The sequence below is a fragment of the Cupriavidus oxalaticus genome (assembly GCF_038900635.1).
Taxonomy (GTDB): domain Bacteria; phylum Pseudomonadota; class Gammaproteobacteria; order Burkholderiales; family Burkholderiaceae; genus Cupriavidus; species Cupriavidus oxalaticus_B.
The window spans coordinates 40,417-56,138 of the sequence record NZ_JAYMRX010000032.1; the positions used below are offsets into that span (position 1 = coordinate 40,417).

Sequence of the window (15,722 nt, forward strand, 5' to 3'; positions counted from 1 at the left end):
CTTGGTTCCTGTTCAGGCCGCAGTGGACTCGGCCAGCATGGCTTCGGCCATGCTCTCGGCGGTGTTCAGCGCGGCGCTGGTCATGATGTCCAGGTTGCCGGCGTAGGCGGGCAGGTAGTGCGCGGCGCCCTCGACTTCGAGGAAGACCGTGGTCTTCAGGCCGGCAAGGCAGCCCAGCCCGGGGATATTGAGCGGCGCGTCCGCGGGGATTTCCTCGAACTGCACCGCCTGCTTGAGCCGGTAGCCCGGCACGTAGCGCTGCACGTCGGCGGCCATGCGCGCCACCGATTCGGCAATGGCGTCTTGGTCGGCCGGCTCGCTCAGGCAGTACACGGTGTCGCGCATGATCAGCGGCGGCTCGGCCGGGTTCAGCACGATGATGGCCTTGCCGCGGCGCGCGCCGCCCACCTGCTCGATGGCGCGCGAGGTGGTCTCGGTGAATTCGTCGATATTGGCGCGCGTGCCGGGGCCGGCGCTCTTGCTGGAGATGCTGGCAACGATCTCCGCATAGTGCACCGGCGCCACGCGCGATACCGCCGCCACCATCGGGATGGTGGCCTGGCCGCCGCAGGTGACCATGTTGACGTTGGGCGCGTCCAGGTGCGCGGCGCCGTTGACCACCGGGATGCAGTACGGGCCGATCGCGGCCGGGGTCAGGTCGACCATGCGCAGCGACGGGCGCAGCGCGCGCAGGAAGGCATCGTTCTTCACGTGCGCGCCGGCGCTGGTGGCATCGAAGACGATGTCGATGTCGCCGAACACCGGCAGCCGGGCCAGCCCTTCCACGCCTTCATGCGTGGTGGCCACGCCCATGCGGGCCGCGCGGGCGAGGCCGTCGGAGGCGGGGTCGATGCCGACCATCGCGCCCATCTCGACATGCCGGCCATGCCGCAGGATCTTGATCATCAGGTCGGTGCCGATATTGCCCGAGCCGATGATGGCGGCCTTGAGCTTGCGTGTCATGGGGATTCTCCTTGGATGGGTTACTCGACGCTGGCGCCGCTGGCCTTGACCAGCGGGCTCCAGCGCGTGCTTTCGCTGGCGAGGAAGGTGCCGAACTGCTGCGGGCTCATGGGCATCGGATCGAGCCCCTGGTCGGCGAAACGCCTGGCCACTTCCGGGGCCTTGAGCGCCTTCAGCGCGGATTCATTGAGCCGTGCGACCACGGCGTCTGGCGTGCCGCTGCGCACCACCATGCCGAACCACACGCCGGCATCCAGGCCAGGCACGCCCAGCTCGGCCAGCGTGCGAACGTCGGGAAGGCTGGATGAACGCTTGCTCGATGCGATCGCCAGCGCCTTGACCTTGCCGCCCTTGATCAGCGGCGAGGTGGTGATGACGGGATCGAACATCATGTCGACCTGGCCCGCCATCACGTCCTGCAGCGCGGGGGCCGAGCCCTTGTAGGCAACGTGGGTGAACTTGCCGCCGGTCTTGTCGCCGAACAGGCCGCCGAGCAGGTGCCCGATCGAGCCGATGCCCTGCGAGGCGTAATTGACCCCGTCCGCGCGCGATTTCGCCAACGCCGCCAGGTCCTTCACCGAACCGGCCGGGCTGTTCTGCGGCACCACCAGCACCAGCGGCGATGCCGCCAGCGCCGTCACCGGCTTGAAATCCTTCAGCGGGTCGTACGAGAAATTGCGGTACAGGCCCGGATTGATCGCGAACATCTCGGTGGCCGCGACGAACACCGTGTGCCCATCCGGCTCGGCGCGCTTGACCGCCAGCGCGGCGATCTGCCCGCCGCCGCCGGGGCGGTTCTCGACGATGACCGGCTTGCCGAGGTCGCTCTGCATCTGCTGCGCGACCTGGCGCGCGATCATGTCGGTGATGCCGCCCGCCGGGAACGGGACCACGATGGTGACGGGGCGGTTGGGGAAGGCGGGCGCCTGCGCCGTTGCCGCGCCAGCGCTGCCGGTCAGGGCGGCGCCGATGGCGAAGGGGGCGAGCAGCCTGGCCAGCAGGCAATGGTTGCGATGAGGGCGTTGCATGGTTGTCTCCGTTTCTCTGTCGTTATGGCTTGAATGCTTTCCGGGGCGTGTCAGCGCTCGGCGAATCTCGCGCGTACCGTGCCGACGCCGGTGATATGCGCTGCGTAGGTCTTGCCGGCCTGCACCGGCACCATCGGCCCCAGCGCCCCGGTCAGCACCAGGTCGCCGGCGCGCAGCGGGTCGCGCAGGCTGGCCAGCTTGCGCGCCAGCCACACCGCCGCGTTGAGCGGATGGCCCAGGCAGGCGGCGCCGTTGCCGTGCGAGACGCGTTCGTCGTCGCACAGCATTTCCATCTCCACCGCTTTCAGGTCGAGGCCGGCCAGCGGCACCGGCACGGCGCCGAGCACCACCAGCCCGCTCGAAGCGTTGTCGGCGACCGTGTCGACATACGAGATGTCCCAGTTGGCGATGCGGCTGCCGACCACCTCGATCGCCGGCAGCACGTAGTCCACCGCGCCCAGCACGTCCAGCACCGTGGCGTCGGCCACGTCGAGGTCGCGGCGCAGCACCAGCGCCACCTCGGCCTCGGCCTTGGGCTGCAGCGTGCGCGCCATCGGGACCGGCTCGTCGTCGCCGTAGACCATGTCGGCGAACAGGGTGCCAAAGTCGGGCTGGTCCACGCCGAGCTGGCGCTGCACCGCGGGCGAGGTCAGGCCGATCTTGCGGCCGACCACGCGGCGCCCGGCGGCCTGCCAGACGGCGACGTTGGCGCGTTGCACGGCGTAGGCGGTGGCGGCGTCGTCCGCGGCGATCTCGCCGCGCAGCGGCGCTACCGGCGCGCGCGTGCGTTCGGCTTCGCGCAGGCGGGCGGCGAGGGCGAGGATGGTTTCCTGGTCGGGCATGGCTGTGTCCTTGTGATGTCGTACAGGCGATGTTCAGGGTGCTGGCGCGGCATGCATCAGCGCGAAGCCGGCGATCCATTCCGGGATCGGCCGGTAGTAGTCGAGTTCCGCGCGATAAGGCCCGCTGGCGGCAAGCGCGGCAAAGGCGGCGATCCAGGTGCGCACCTCATGCGCCGACTTGCCGGCGTCGCGCGTGATGCCGTCGTTGGTCATGCCGTCGACGCCGGTCAGTTCGCCGCTGGCGAGCAGCGCCAGCAACGCGCGGTCCCAGTCGGGATTGAGCGCATGCAGGTGGCTGTCGCCGCCGGCAAAGGCGCGCGCGGCGGCCACGGTACGCTCCTGCCGCGCCTGGCGCGAAGCCGGCGTCGGATTGCGTCCCGCGATCAGGCGTTCCGCCACCTCCGCGCTGGCGCCGGCAATCTCCGGCACCGGCGGCTCGTGCGAGATGCCGCCGGAGCCGACCACCAGCACGCGCTTGCCCAGGCGCGACAGGTAGCGGCCGATCGCATCGCCCAGCAGCCGCGCACGCCGGCAGCTAGCCATCGGCGGCGCGACCGAGTTGATGAACACCGGGATCACCGGGTAGCGGTCGAGCGCGCCGGTCAGCACTTCCAGTGCCTGCGCGCAGCCGTGGTCGACCTGCATGCGGTACGACACGGCCACGTCGAGGTCCTGCGCCAGCACGGCTTCGGCCAGCCCCAGCGCCACGTCCTGCGGCACGTCGAGCGGACCGGCGAGGCTGTTGAAGTCGCCGATGGCGCTGGCGGCCACGCCGACGCAGAATGGCGGCATCACGTCATAGAAGAAGCCGTTGTAGTGGTCGGGTGCGAATACCACCACCAGCTCGGGATCGAAGGCTTCCACGCGGGCGCGCGCGCCGGCCTGCAGGCGCTCGACCTCCGCCAAGATTTCAGGCGCGGGGTCGTAATAGCCGTGCAGCGGCGTATGCGACAGGCATTCGAGATGGATCGGCATGTCAGGCTCCCGCGGCAAGCTGGCGAACGGCGGCGGGCTGCGCGTCATACGAAGGCGCGGCGTCGCGGGCGGCGGCACGCGGGTCGGCTTCCGCCGCCGGCGTACGCAAGGCCAGCTTGCGCGCAAGCGCCACCACTGAATCCGAGACCTGCTGCGGCGAGCACAAGCCCGCGACAAAGCGGTCGGGCCGCAGCAGCACCACCGAGCCGGGCTGGTTGCCGAACCAGTCCTTGAGCCGGTTGTGCAGGTCGCCCACGGCGATCACGCCATCGGGAACGTCGTCGCGGTATTCGAGCTGCGGGTCCGGCTTGGCCAGCACGAACACGCCGCCGAGTTGCCGCCACACCGCGCGTGCCTGCGCCGTCAGGCCGAAGGTGGGATCGGTGCCCCAGCCCACGATGGCGAAGCGGTTGCCGATCACATCGTCGAGGCGCTCGACGGTATTGGCTTGGGTGCGCACCAGCGGCTGGATGAACATGCGGCCAACCGGCGAGTTGCCGGCGGGGTCGCGGCCATGCACAAGACGGCCGACCAGCGATTCGCGCTTCTCGCTCATCAGCCCCAGTAGGCGGCCCAGCGCGGAGTTGCCGGAGCGCTCCAGGCAGCGGGCCAGCAGGCCCGGTTGCGCGCGGCGCTGGCCTTCGGGCAAGAGCACGACACCTTGCTCGTAGCGCGGCATCGGCTTGAAGCGCATCTCGACGAAGTACTGCTTGACCGAGGGGAACCGGTTCAGCACCCTGGTGACGCCATCGCGCAGCGCCGATCCCGCACGGCTGGCGGGCGCGAAGATATCGCCCGCCACCTCCGACAGGTGGATCATCGAACACGCATGGGCGCGGCGCTCGGCGCTGTAGGTGTCGAGCAGCGCATCGCCGGCCAGGCCCTTGACCACCATCGCCAGCTTCCAGCCCAGGTTGCTGGCGTCGCGGATGCCGCTGTTATAGCCCTGGCCCTGCCACACCGGCATGATGTGCGCGGCATCGCCCGCCAGCAGCACGCGGCCGGCGCGGAAGTCGCGCGCCAGGCGCGCGTTGTGCGTATAGACGCGCTTGCGGATGTAGTCGACCTTGTCGGGGTCGGCCACCACCTTGCGGATCAGCGCGGCCATGTTTTCAGGGCGCGACAGTTCTTCCTCGGTCTCGCCGGGCATGACCATGAACTCGAAGCGGCGGATGCCGTGCGGCAGCGCGGCCGAAACATAGGGCCGCTCGGGGTCGCAGTGCATGTAGATGTGCGGCGTCCCGATTGGGTCGTTGCGCACGTCGACCACGATCCACTGGTTGGGCTTGGTGCGGCCTTCGAACGGCATGTCGAGCGTGCGGCGCACGAAGCTGTTGCCGCCGTCCGCGCCCACCATGTAGGCGGCGCGGATGCGCACCGGCCGGCCGGCCTCGTCGGCGGCATCGACCTGCACGCCTTGCCCGTCATGCGTGAACGACACCACGCTGTGGCCCAGCAGCGTGCGCACATGCGGGAAGCGCTGCAGGCCCTCGAACAGGATGCGGTCGGCCAGCGGCTGGATAAAGGCATTGCGGCGCGGCCAGCCGAATTCGTCGGTGCGCGGCTCGATCGACGCAAAGCAGCGCCCGCCCGCGGTGACGAAGCGCATCCAGTGATTGGGCGTGGTGTGCGGCAGCAGCGTCTGCGCCAGCCCGACTGACTGGAACACGCGCAGCGCTTCGTCGTCGAGGCCGATGGCGCGCGGATAGTCGATGATCTGCGCGAGCTTTTCCACCAGCACCACGCTGACGCCCTGCAGGCCGAGGATATTGGCGATCATCAGGCCGACCGGCCCGGCACCGACGATGGCGACATCGCAATCGACAGTGTCGGGACGAGCGTCGCCGCCCGCCATGGCGATGGCGTGGGTCATGTCTGTCTCCGTTTTGTGTTGTGGGTGTCCGGGCGCGGCCAGGACCGTCAGGGATGCGCGCGGCGCGTCAGACCGTGGTGGCCTCGGGCACCGGCCTGCCGAGCAGGAAGTGCAGGTGGATGCGGTTGAAGGTGTCGGCGTCCTCGAACTGCGGCCAGTGGCCGCAGCCGTCCATCACCGTGAACAGCGCGCCGGGAATCATGGTGGCGATGCGCCGTCCTTCCGACACATCCGCGGTGGGATCGTCGGAGGTCCATAGCACCAGCGTCGGCGCCTGGATCCGGCCGTACTCATCGGCGCGCAGGATGTTGCGCTGGCGCGTCTCCATGTCCTGCAGGATCATGTTGCCGCGCTGTGCCTCGACCATGCCGGGCTGCGCATAGATCGCCTGGCGCGTGGCGACGAGGTCGTCGAAGACCTTGGACTTGTCGGCCATCAGCCATTCCACGCGCGCCTTGATGAAGTCCCAGCTCGGGTCTTCGACCGCGCGCATCGACAGTGTCTTCAGGCGCTCCATCACCACGGGGTCGGCCTGCGAGCCGCCGGCGGTGTTCAGCACCAGGCGCTCGACGCGCCCGGGATGGTCGATCGCCAGCTGCGAGGCGACCCAGCCGCCCAGCGACTCGCCGCTGAACGACGCGCGTTCGATGCCGAGCGCATCGAGCACGCGGATCACGTGGTCGACGTAGGCCGACACCTCGCGCGGGCCATCGGGCTTGTCGGTCCAGCCGTGGCCGATCATGTCGATGGCCCAGACGTCGAAGTGCTCGGCGTGCGCCTTCAGGTTGCGCACATAAGCTTCGGCGTGGCCGCCGACGCCATGCAGCAGGATCAGCGCGGGCTTGCCGCGGTCGCCGGCATGCAGGTAGCGGGTCTGGATGCCGCCGGCATCGAGCCAGCCCTGGGTGAAGCTGACGCCGCGCAGGTCGGCCCAGATGCTCTGGAACGGCCTGGCGGCAGCAGTGGAAGCGGCGGAAGTGGTGGAAGGGTTGAGGGCGGCGGCCGGGGCGGCTTGCGTCGACATCGGTTGTCTCCAGGTTCTGTGCAGGGTGACTGCATTCGGGGGGCTTGCTTTGAACGGAAGTCTAGAGACCGCATTGCTCGCGGCAAAAAAAATGTGCAAACTGTGCAAGGAGTGCACAACGTTGATTTAAAAGGATTTTTTATGGCGCTGGAGCGAGATGCCATTTACGCCAATGTCAGGGGACTGACGCGTGGCCTGGATGTGTTGCGGGCGCTGAACCGCATGGAAAGCGGGCGCGCCACGGCCCAGCAGCTCGCACAGGAGACGGGGCTGCACCGCACCACGGTGCGGCGCCTGCTGGAGACGCTGGTTGCGCAGGGCTTCGTCCGGCGCAGCGAGTCGGACGACTCGTTCCGCCTGACGCTGCAGGTACGCGCGCTCAGCGAAGGCTTTACCGACGACGAGTGGATCTCCACCACCGCCGCGCCGCTGATGGGCGAACTGCTGCAGCAGGTGGTGTGGCCCTCTGACCTGACCACGCCCGACGGCGACGCGATGATCATCCGCGAGACCACGCACCGTTTCAGCCCGCTGTCGTTCCACCGCGCCATGGTCGGGCGGCGGCTGCCGATGCTGCTGACGGCGTCGGGGCGCGCCTACTTTGCCAACTGCACCGAAGCCGAGCAGGAGAGCATCGTCGCGATGCTGCGCTCAGGTGCCGGCGGCGAGCGCCAGGCCGCGCTCGCCAGCGATGCGCAGTACGTTCGGAACCTGGTGAAGCGTGTGCGGCAGGACGGCTTCAGCACCAACCATGGGGACTGGACCGAGCAGCGCAATATCAGCGCCATCGCCGTGCCGCTGCGAGCAGGCGAGCGCGTGCTGGGCAGCCTGAACGTGGTCTACCTGTCGCGCGCGCTCAGGCCGGCCGAGGCGGAGGCGAAGTTCGTGGCGCCGCTGGCCGGCATTGCGGGCAAGATCGCGGCGGGTCTGGCCGGGACCTGAGCGGAACTGGCGCCGCAGCCGAAAAATCGCCCACCGCATCACCCGCTACAGCACATTTACATCCGCCGTGCCTGCCGCCACTTCAAGCACCCGCGTGCTCGCGGTCGCCGGCAGCGCCGGTGCGACGCCGCCGCTGATTGACTTCAGCGTGTGGAACGTGCAGCTGAGCTTGTCGGGCGTCAGTGTCACCAGCGCATACCCTTCCGCGTTGCTGTCGGCGTGGCGGATCCAGGAATTGAAGGCCCGCAGCGTGTTGTCGAACGCATTGATCAGCACCCCGCCTACCTCGCTGTAAATCAGTTCGCGCAACGCGGCAAATGCCTGGTCGTTGTCGACGATCGCGCGGAACGAACTCAGCAGCGAGTTGCTCGACAACCCCGCAGTCACCAGGTCGACCATCACGGGCGTGGGCGACGCAGCATCGTAATCGTCCATCACCTGCCCGCTGAAGAACCCGTGGATGTCGCCACTCAACGCCACCACGTTGCGCACGCCGTTGGTCTTCAGGAACGCCATCAGGTTCTTGCGCTCGGCGTTGTAGCCGTCCCACTGGTCGGCATTGAGGATAAGGCGGTCGAGCAGCTCAATCGCCGGCAGCCGGCTTTCTATATGCGGCCGGATGTTGGCATCGAAGGCCGCCGCATCGATGCCGGCCTGCGACAGCACGTTACGCAGTGCCGTGTACGCGAGGTTGGCATAGCTGCCAGCCGCCTTGGCCGCGGCCAGGTCGCTTTCCAATGCGCTGGCGATGGCGGATCGCAGCGATGACAGCGCGCTGTTGGCCTGCACCAGCGCCTGCGCGATCAGGTCGGCGACGGCCTTGGTGACATCGATCTGCATGCGCAGCAGGGACAGCTGGTTGCCCCACAGCTTCCACGTGGTATTGGCGCCGCCCACCCGGTCCTGCCACCAGGCGCGCTGCGCATCGCCGAGCATCGACACCGGCGTCAGCGCATTGCCGGCATCGCTGATCTTCTGCGCCTCGGTAGCGGCCAGCGTTGCGGCGGGAACCAGGTACAGGCTGCCGACCGCGCGGCCGGTGGATTCCTCCGCGATGATGTGGTCGGCGCGGTACAGGCGCTCGTCGGTCATCAGCAGCGTGGCCAGGTTGCCGAACGTGAAGGAGCGGTAGATCTGGATGTTCTGGAACGACGGGTTGCTGGTGTCGAGGCTGACGTCCGCGGGCAGGTATTCGAACCACGCCTGGCTGGCGGCGCGCCGGCGCGCGGTGCGCGGGGTGAGGTCGTCGTCCGAGTCGTAGGTCTGGCGGTCCTGCCAGCAGTTGTCCGAGAATTCGTGGTCGTCCCAGATCGCAATCATCGGAAAGGCCGCGTGCAACGCCTGCAAGCGTGTGTCGCTGCGGTAGCTGCGGTACAGGTAGCGGTAGTCGTCGAGCGAGGTGGCATAGACGCTGCCATCCGGAAGCGCCGTGCCGTTGGGCAGCTGCAGCGCGGCGTGGCGGCCTTCCACCAGGCCGGCGCGCGAGCCGCCGGGCACGGCTTCGTAGATGTAGTCGCCCACGTGGACGATGAAATCCAGGTCCTGCTGCACCAGTTCTTCCATGCCCGCCCAGTGGTTGGCGTTCCAGTCCTGGCAACTGACAAAGGCAAGGCGCAGCTGCGACAGCGGCGTGCCGGCCGCGGCGGCGGTGCGCGTGCGGCCCACGGTGCCGGGGCGGTTGCCGAGCAGGAAGCGGTAGAAATAGCGCGTGCCGGCGGTAAGTCCCGTGACCTTGTTGCGAATGGTGTAGTCCCATTCCGGACGGGCCATCAGCGGCTCGTTGACCAGCAGCGATTGCGGCGCGAAATCCTGCTGCGTCGAGACTTGCAGGCGCACCACCACGGGCCGCTTGCCGTTGTTGCCTTCGACGCGGGTCCACACCACCACGCTGTCAGGCTTGGGATCTCCCGAGGCGACGCCGTGTACGAAATTGAAGTTTTCCGGATTGCCGGTATCGGGCTCATCGTCGTCGCCACCGCCCCCGCAGGCAGTCAGGCCGCCGGTGGCGATCGTGACGGTCATGAAACTTCCCCACTTCAGGAACTGGCGCCGATCCATGATCATTCTCCTTCTCTCGGGTTGCGGAGCGCAGCCGCAGCCCGGATGCCGGAGAGGGCATCAAGTTCTTGTGGGAGCCGTGCCTGCTTGTTGCATGGATACTAGTGGCCGGTTTCTGTCTTCGCTGTCGGTGAAGCGCCGACATCGATATAGGAAAAGGATGACTGGTGCCGTACTACGTTGTGCACGGCCTTGCCAGTCTTGCATCGAAGCGGGACGCAAGTGTCCCGCGGCGACGCAATGATTCATCAACGACTGGCTAATGCACGTCACTAAGGCACGTCGCGCTGCGGCGCGCCGTCATAGGTCCACAGGAACTGGCGCGGGATGGGTCCCTTGTTGCGCCCGCCCTGGCAGGTCTGCTCCCACGCGTGCGCGAGGATGCCGACCGAGCGCGACAGGCAGAAGAGGCCGCGGGCCAGCGGGGCGGGGAAGCCCAGCTCGGCATAGATGACCGCGGTGGCACCATCGATATTCATCGGAATCGGTTTGCTGCGTCCGGCGGACAGTGCCTGCTCGATCGCGCGCGCGATCGACGCATGGCGCCCGGTGACGACGCCATCGGCAGCGGCCTGCCCGACCAGCGCAAGCAGCCGCGGTGCGCGCGGATCGACCGGATGGAAGCGGTGGCCGAAGCCCGAAACGAACTTGCCATGCAGGTCGCGGTAGTCATGCAGTGCGGCGGCGACGGCATCGTCCATGCTGCTGCCGCCGTCGAGGCGCGCGGCGACGTCCTCATACAGCGCCACCGCCTGTTCGCCCGCGCCGCCATGCACATCGCCCAGCACGTTGACCGCCGACGCCATCGCATTGTTCAGCCCCACGCCGCAAGTGGCTGCCATGCGCGCGATGGCGATGCTCGGCGCTTGCGGGCCATGGTCGACCGCGGCCATCAGCGCCGCGTCGAGCAGTTCGCCCTGGCCCGGGCCCGGCAATTCGCCGCGCAGCATCAGCCAGATCATCTGCGCGAACGAGACGCGGCCGATCAGCTGCTCGATGGGATAGCCGCGGTAGCGGATCTCGCCGGGCTTCATGTCGATGATGCCGGTGTGCCACCAGTCCTGCGACAGGCGCTGGCCCGGGTCCATGTCGTGTTCGCCGGCGTTGTCGTGTTGGCCGATGCCGCTCATATTGCGCGCTCCTGGCTGAGTTGGTCGATGTCTTTGCTGCTGTAGCCCAGGCGTTCCAGCACCTGGCGCGTGTGCTGGCCCAGCTCCGGCGGTGGCGTGTCCACCGCGGGCGCCTCGCGGTTGAGCTTGAAGCCGGTGCGCACCACGCGGATGTCGCGGCCCACGCCGGGCACTTCGGCAAATTCGCCGATCATGCCGCGGTCGCGCACCTGCGGATGCGCCAGCGTGTCGGGCACATCGAGCACCGGGCCGGCGGGGACGCCGGCGGCGTTCAGCAGCGGCCACCATTCGGTGGCCGGCTTCTGCGCCAGTTCCGCTTCCAGCGCTTCAGTCAACGCAGCGCGGTTGGCGAGCCGCGCCTGCCGCTGCGCGAAGCGCGCGTCGCCCGCCAGCTCGGGGCGCCCGACCACACGGCACACGGCCTCGAACTGCTCCTGCTTGTTGGCGGCGATATTGAGCAGCCCGTCGCCGGTGCGGAAGGTGCCCGACGGGCTCGCGGTCATGTTCTCGTTGCCCATCGGCACCGGGGCCTTGCCGGCGATCAGGTGGTTGGAGACCACCCAGCCCATCGTGGCCAGCGTGGCTTCCAGCATCGATACGTCGATGAAATAGCCCTCGGTGCGCTGGTGGTCCGCCAGCGACGCCGCCACGGCAAACGCGGCGGTCAGTCCGCCAATGGTGTCGGACACCGGATAGCCGACGCGGTAGGGCGCCGTCTCCGCATCGCCGGTGATGCTCATCACGCCCGACATGCCCTGGATGATCTGGTCGTAAGCCGGCAGTTCCGCCAGCGGCCCGTCCTGGCCGAAGCCGGAGATCGCGCAATAGACCAGCCGCGGGTTCTCCTGCCTGAGCATCTCGTAGCCGAGGCCAAGCCGGTCCATCACGCCGGGGCGGAAGTTCTCGACCAGCACGTCGGCGCTGCGCACCAGCTTGCGGAACACTTCCTTGCCGCGCGCGTGCTTGAGGTTGATGGTCACGGACTGCTTGCCCGGGTTCTGCGCGAGGAAGGAGACGCCCATCAGGCGCTGGTTCAGCTCGGCGTCCGCGCCCAATTGGCGCGCCAGGTCGCCGGTACCCGGCGTTTCCACCTTGATGACCTCGGCGCCCAGGTGGGCCAGCTGGTGGCAGCAGAAGGGCCCGGCCAGCACGTTGGTGAGGTCGAGCACGCGGATGTTGCGCAAGGGCTTTTGCATGGCTTTGGTGTGTGATCCGTTATTCGACGCGGGCGCCGGACTGGCGCACGATCTCGCCCCAGCGCGTGTTCTCGCTCTGGATAAAGGCGCCCAGCTCTTTGGCGGTGCCGCCGCGTGGCTCGCTGCCTTCTTCACGCAGCTTGCTGACGGTGTCGGCTTGCGCCAGCGCCTTGTTGACCTCGGCATTCAGCCGCGCCACCACCTCGGGCGGCGTGCCGGCGGGAGCCACCAGCGCCTTCCAGTCTTCCGCCTGGAAGCCGGCATAGCCCGACTCCGCAACGGTAGGCACGGCGGACAGCAACGGCAGCCGCTTGGCCGACGTGACCGCCAGCGCCCGGATCTTGCCGGCCTTGATCATCGGCATGGCGATCGGCGGCGTGGCGAAATAGAAGTCGGTCTGCCCGCCCATCAGGTCGGTCAGCGCCGGCGAGGCGCCCTTGTAGGGAACATGCAGCATCCTGATGCCGGCGCGCCGCGCGAACATCTCGCCGGTCAGGTGCCCGACCGTGCCGGTGCCGGCAGAGGCCATCGACAGCTGCTTCGCCTTGGCCGCGGCCACCAGGTCGGCAACCGTCTTGTAGGGGGCATCGTTGCGCACGATCAGCACCACCGGCTGCGTCGCCACCAGTGCCACCGGAGCGAAGTCCTTCAGCGCGTTGTAAGGCATCTTCGGATACAGCGACGGGTTGATCGCCAGGTTGGCGGTCTGCCCCATGCCCAGGGTATAGCCATCGGGCCTGGCCTTGGCCACGCCGTCCATGCCGATGTTGCCGCCCGCGCCCGCGCGGTTCTCCACCACAACGTTCCACTTGGTCGCCATGCCGATCTTGTTGAAGACCAGCCGCGACAGCACGTCGGTGCCGCCGGCCGGCGGGAAGGGCACGATCAGGCGGACCGGCTGCGCCGGATAGGCGTCGCTGGCATGGGCGACGCCGGCGCCTGCGGCAAGCAGCGCCGGCAGCGCGCAGCAGGCAACGGTGCGCACCAGGGCGCGCACTGGCTTGGCAAGCGTCTGGGAGGGAAGGGATCGACGGGTCATTGGGTCTCCTGACTGGCGGTGCCGGCAAGGCTGCTGGCGGCGAGATGGTGTGGATTTTGTTCTTTCAGATAGAACCATGTTCTATGGAAAAGAACTTTAGTGGCGAAATTGTACGAAACTAATTCGGGTATACCCGCAAAATTCGAAAAATCGGAGGACTTGTGTTCTACTAGGCAGAACTCTTGCCGCTTCACACCATGGAAGACAAGCAACCCGCACAAGCCGCTTCCGTCGCCCCGGACACCTCCAGCGGCGTCGCCGTGCTGGACCGCGCCTTCGCCATCCTCGGCGCCTTCGGCCCGACCGACGAGCGCCTGTCGCTGACTGAACTGTCGCGCCGCACCGGCCTTTACAAGAGCACCGTGCTGCGACTGCTGGCGGCGCTGGAGCATGGCGGCTATATCCGCAAGCTCGACGACGGGCAGTATGCGATCGGACCGGAGCCGCTGCGGCTGGCGGCGATCTACCAGCGTTCGTTCCGTGTCGGCCCGGTGATCGAGCCGTTGCTGGAGCAGGTCAGCCGCGAGCTGGGTGAAACCTCATCGTTCTACGTGCGCCAGGGCGACCAGCGCCTCGTGCTCTATCGCGTCGAGCCGGCGCGCGCGGTGCGCGTATCGATCGGCGTCGGCGATGCCTTCCCGATCGACCGCGGCGCCTCGGGCAAATTGCTGCGGGCCTTCACCGAACCCGGCGACGAGCGCTGGAACGAGGTGCGGGCGCGGCTATGGGCGGCGTCGTACGGTGAGCGTGACGCCGAGACCGCCTCGGCCTCGGTGCCGGTGTTCGGCGCCACCGGCGAGCTGGTGGGCGCGCTGACCTTGTCTGGCCCGAAGCAGCGGCTTGCCGCGGCGCCGACGATGTACGCGGCAGTGGCGACCTTGCTCAAGGTCGCGCGTCAGGCCACCGCGGTGCTGGGCGGCAATGGCGCCCGCTACGATCAGGGCATCGCGCAACTGAGCATGGAGCAGGTCATGGCCAGCGGTGCGATCGGCGCCGGCGACGCGGACTAGCGGGCGTAGCGAGGGATCGCTCCTATTCCGACTGCTCGCAGAAGCGCAACCGGTTGCCGAACGGGTCCGCTACCTGCAGCTGCCTTCCCCAGCCGAGCGTCTCGATTCCGGGGCGCGCATACGCATAGTCCTTCGCCGCCAGTTCGCGATGCAGCGCATCGATGTCCTGCATCGGCACGAATACCGTCGATCCGGGCGTGGCGTCGCCGTAGTGCTCGCTCAGGTGCAGCGTCAGGCCGGAGCGCCTGACCTGCATGTACAACGGGAATCCCTCTTCGAAGCGATGCTCCCAGTCCACCGTGAAGCCGAGGAAATCCAGGTAGAACTCGCGGGCCTTGTCGACCGAGAAAATGCGCAGGATAGGGATGGCGGGGGACAGTTGCATGGCAGTGGCCTCGTCATGGAGTCGTTGGCGGGAAGGGTGTTGCCGGATCATAACGCCAGCCTCGCCGATCCACGCCGGACGCATGAGCTTGCGCGGCATTGTTCGCTGGCTTGCGCCCCGCCCGTGACAATGCTGGCGCTCCTTGCCATTGCCCGGCACCCGCGCTGGCCCTGAAGCGTGTGGCCGTTATCCCTCCTCCTTTTCCGCATTTTCCTCGCCGCAGCATCAATCTCACGGCTGCGGGCCGCATGCGTCTCCATGTCTCGTTGCAATGGCGATCGCTGACGTGTAGAAGGCGACTGCGACCCTTCCATATTCCCGATAGCGTTGTTTCGATATCGCGGCCTCGCTCGCACTCACGCTGCTTCATCAATGCAAACAAATGAAAATCCCGCGTTATTTTTGGATTAATCCAATTGTTTCCGCAGTTGCGCGTACTTAGTCTCCACTCTGACATGGTGTCACCCCCCTGCGCTGGCCGGCATTCGACCCGCCTTTGCTTCCCCGAATCGCTTGTCCAAGGCGATTCGGGTTTTTCTCCGTCACGCGAGGGGCAACGATCTCAATGAACCAGAGGCAGGAAGAATGAATAAGCTCGCAGTCCTGGCAAGTATCGTTTCCACAGCAGTTCTGCTCGCCGCTTGCGGCGGTGGCGGCGATGATAACAACAGCGGCTCCAGCACCCCACCAAACAACGTCGGTGCGAACGAGGGCGCCTCCACATCAGGTCCCGCGCCAGCGCCGGCCGCCTTCTCGTGCCCGGACAGCTATCGCACGCTGACGCTATCGAACAGCTCGGTGCCCAATGCTTCGATGTCGATCGTCACTGACGACAACGCCGCCAAGTTGACCGTCAAGACGCCTGCAAGCGGGCTTACGAACGTGACCATTTGCCTGGGCAAGCCGAACCCCGTACCCGCTGGGGTGAGCGCCGATCATGTCTACGAGCTGAAGACCGATGGCGCTTATGCGAGCCTCATCAATCCGCAACTCACGCTGACCTTCACCACGGTAAGCACATTGATCGTGGCGCCGACGATCGAAACCGCGCAAGGCACGGCCAGTGGTGTGACCTACGCCCCCGCGCCTGGCAGCAGCGGCACCGTCAACGGCACCAACGTGACCGTGACCGCCTCGGCGCCGGCTGCCGGCCTCTACGTCGTGCGTCTGCCGCACTGACCCATGCCCTCCGAAATGGTCCCACGCGTCGCTGGGCGCATTGGGGGTGTTTGCGTTCCGGTTCCCTACCTGCACCCG

Annotated in this window: 14 protein-coding genes; 3 read left to right on the plus strand and 11 right to left on the minus strand. The window is 67.7% G+C overall.

Annotated elements, in window-relative coordinates; all coding sequences use genetic code 11:
- Positions 1–12: 12 nt before the first annotated feature.
- The 6 genes from VSR71_RS31470 to VSR71_RS31495 all read right to left on the minus strand — a co-directional run bounded on the left by VSR71_RS31470 (position 13) and on the right by VSR71_RS31495 (position 6,705).
- Positions 13–963, minus strand: a complete 951-nt coding sequence (locus VSR71_RS31470) for an acetaldehyde dehydrogenase (acetylating) (protein WP_342917472.1) — start codon at positions 961–963, stop codon at positions 13–15.
- Positions 964–983: 20 nt separating this feature from the next.
- Positions 984–1,991, minus strand: a complete 1,008-nt coding sequence (locus tag VSR71_RS31475; protein ID WP_342917473.1) for a tripartite tricarboxylate transporter substrate binding protein — start codon at positions 1,989–1,991, stop codon at positions 984–986.
- A gap of 50 nt (positions 1,992–2,041) precedes the next feature.
- Positions 2,042–2,833, minus strand: a complete 792-nt coding sequence (mhpD, locus tag VSR71_RS31480; RefSeq protein ID WP_342917474.1) for a 2-keto-4-pentenoate hydratase — start codon at positions 2,831–2,833, stop codon at positions 2,042–2,044.
- Positions 2,834–2,866: 33 nt separating this feature from the next.
- Entirely contained in the window at positions 2,867–3,808 is a 942-nt protein-coding gene (locus VSR71_RS31485) for a 3-carboxyethylcatechol 2,3-dioxygenase (protein WP_342917475.1), read from the minus strand.
- 1 nt (position 3,809) lies between these two features.
- Positions 3,810–5,681 carry a bifunctional 3-(3-hydroxy-phenyl)propionate/3-hydroxycinnamic acid hydroxylase gene (locus VSR71_RS31490; protein ID WP_342917476.1) on the minus strand — a complete coding sequence of 624 codons (1,872 nt, stop codon included), beginning with the start codon at positions 5,679–5,681 and terminating at the stop codon, positions 3,810–3,812.
- Positions 5,682–5,748: 67 nt separating this feature from the next.
- Positions 5,749–6,705 carry an alpha/beta hydrolase gene (locus VSR71_RS31495; protein ID WP_342917477.1) on the minus strand — a complete coding sequence of 319 codons (957 nt, stop codon included), beginning with the start codon at positions 6,703–6,705 and terminating at the stop codon, positions 5,749–5,751.
- Between the two features lie 141 nt (positions 6,706–6,846).
- Between VSR71_RS31495 and VSR71_RS31500 the strand changes: the two genes are divergently transcribed.
- Positions 6,847–7,647, plus strand: coding sequence for a DNA-binding transcriptional regulator (locus tag VSR71_RS31500; protein ID WP_342917478.1), 801 nt, complete (start codon positions 6,847–6,849; stop codon positions 7,645–7,647).
- A 45-nt stretch (positions 7,648–7,692) separates the two neighbouring features.
- Here the strand turns inward: VSR71_RS31500 and VSR71_RS31505 are convergent, their stop codons facing one another.
- The 4 genes from VSR71_RS31505 to VSR71_RS31520 form a co-directional block, all read right to left on the minus strand.
- Positions 7,693–9,705 carry an alkaline phosphatase D family protein gene (locus VSR71_RS31505; protein WP_342917479.1) on the minus strand — a complete coding sequence of 671 codons (2,013 nt, stop codon included), beginning with the start codon at positions 9,703–9,705 and terminating at the stop codon, positions 7,693–7,695.
- Positions 9,706–9,977: 272 nt separating this feature from the next.
- Positions 9,978–10,835 carry a citryl-CoA lyase gene (locus VSR71_RS31510; protein ID WP_342917480.1) on the minus strand — a complete coding sequence of 286 codons (858 nt, stop codon included), beginning with the start codon at positions 10,833–10,835 and terminating at the stop codon, positions 9,978–9,980.
- Complete coding sequence (locus tag VSR71_RS31515; protein WP_342917481.1) at positions 10,832–12,031, minus strand: CaiB/BaiF CoA-transferase family protein; 1,200 nt, start codon at positions 12,029–12,031, stop codon at positions 10,832–10,834. The genes VSR71_RS31510 and VSR71_RS31515 overlap by 4 nt, the downstream gene beginning before the upstream one ends.
- Before the next feature lie 19 nt (positions 12,032–12,050).
- The gene (locus tag VSR71_RS31520) at positions 12,051–13,070 is read right to left on the minus strand and encodes a tripartite tricarboxylate transporter substrate binding protein (RefSeq protein ID WP_342917482.1); all 1,020 of its coding nucleotides are present in this window, start codon (positions 13,068–13,070) and stop codon (positions 12,051–12,053) included.
- A 197-nt stretch (positions 13,071–13,267) separates the two neighbouring features.
- On the opposite strand from VSR71_RS31520, the gene VSR71_RS31525 reads away from it, so the two are divergent.
- A complete protein-coding gene (locus tag VSR71_RS31525; RefSeq protein ID WP_342917483.1) occupies positions 13,268–14,080 on the plus strand; it encodes an IclR family transcriptional regulator in 813 nt (270 codons plus the stop codon).
- Between the two features lie 22 nt (positions 14,081–14,102).
- On the opposite strand, the gene VSR71_RS31530 is transcribed toward VSR71_RS31525, so the two are convergent.
- Positions 14,103–14,465 (minus strand): glyoxalase superfamily protein, encoded by a 363-nt coding sequence (locus tag VSR71_RS31530; RefSeq protein ID WP_342917484.1) that lies wholly within the window; start codon positions 14,463–14,465, stop codon positions 14,103–14,105.
- A gap of 585 nt (positions 14,466–15,050) precedes the next feature.
- Here VSR71_RS31530 and VSR71_RS31535 point away from each other — a divergent pair.
- Positions 15,051–15,644, plus strand: a complete 594-nt coding sequence (locus tag VSR71_RS31535) for a hypothetical protein (RefSeq protein WP_342917485.1) — start codon at positions 15,051–15,053, stop codon at positions 15,642–15,644.
- Positions 15,645–15,722 lie beyond the last annotated feature (78 nt).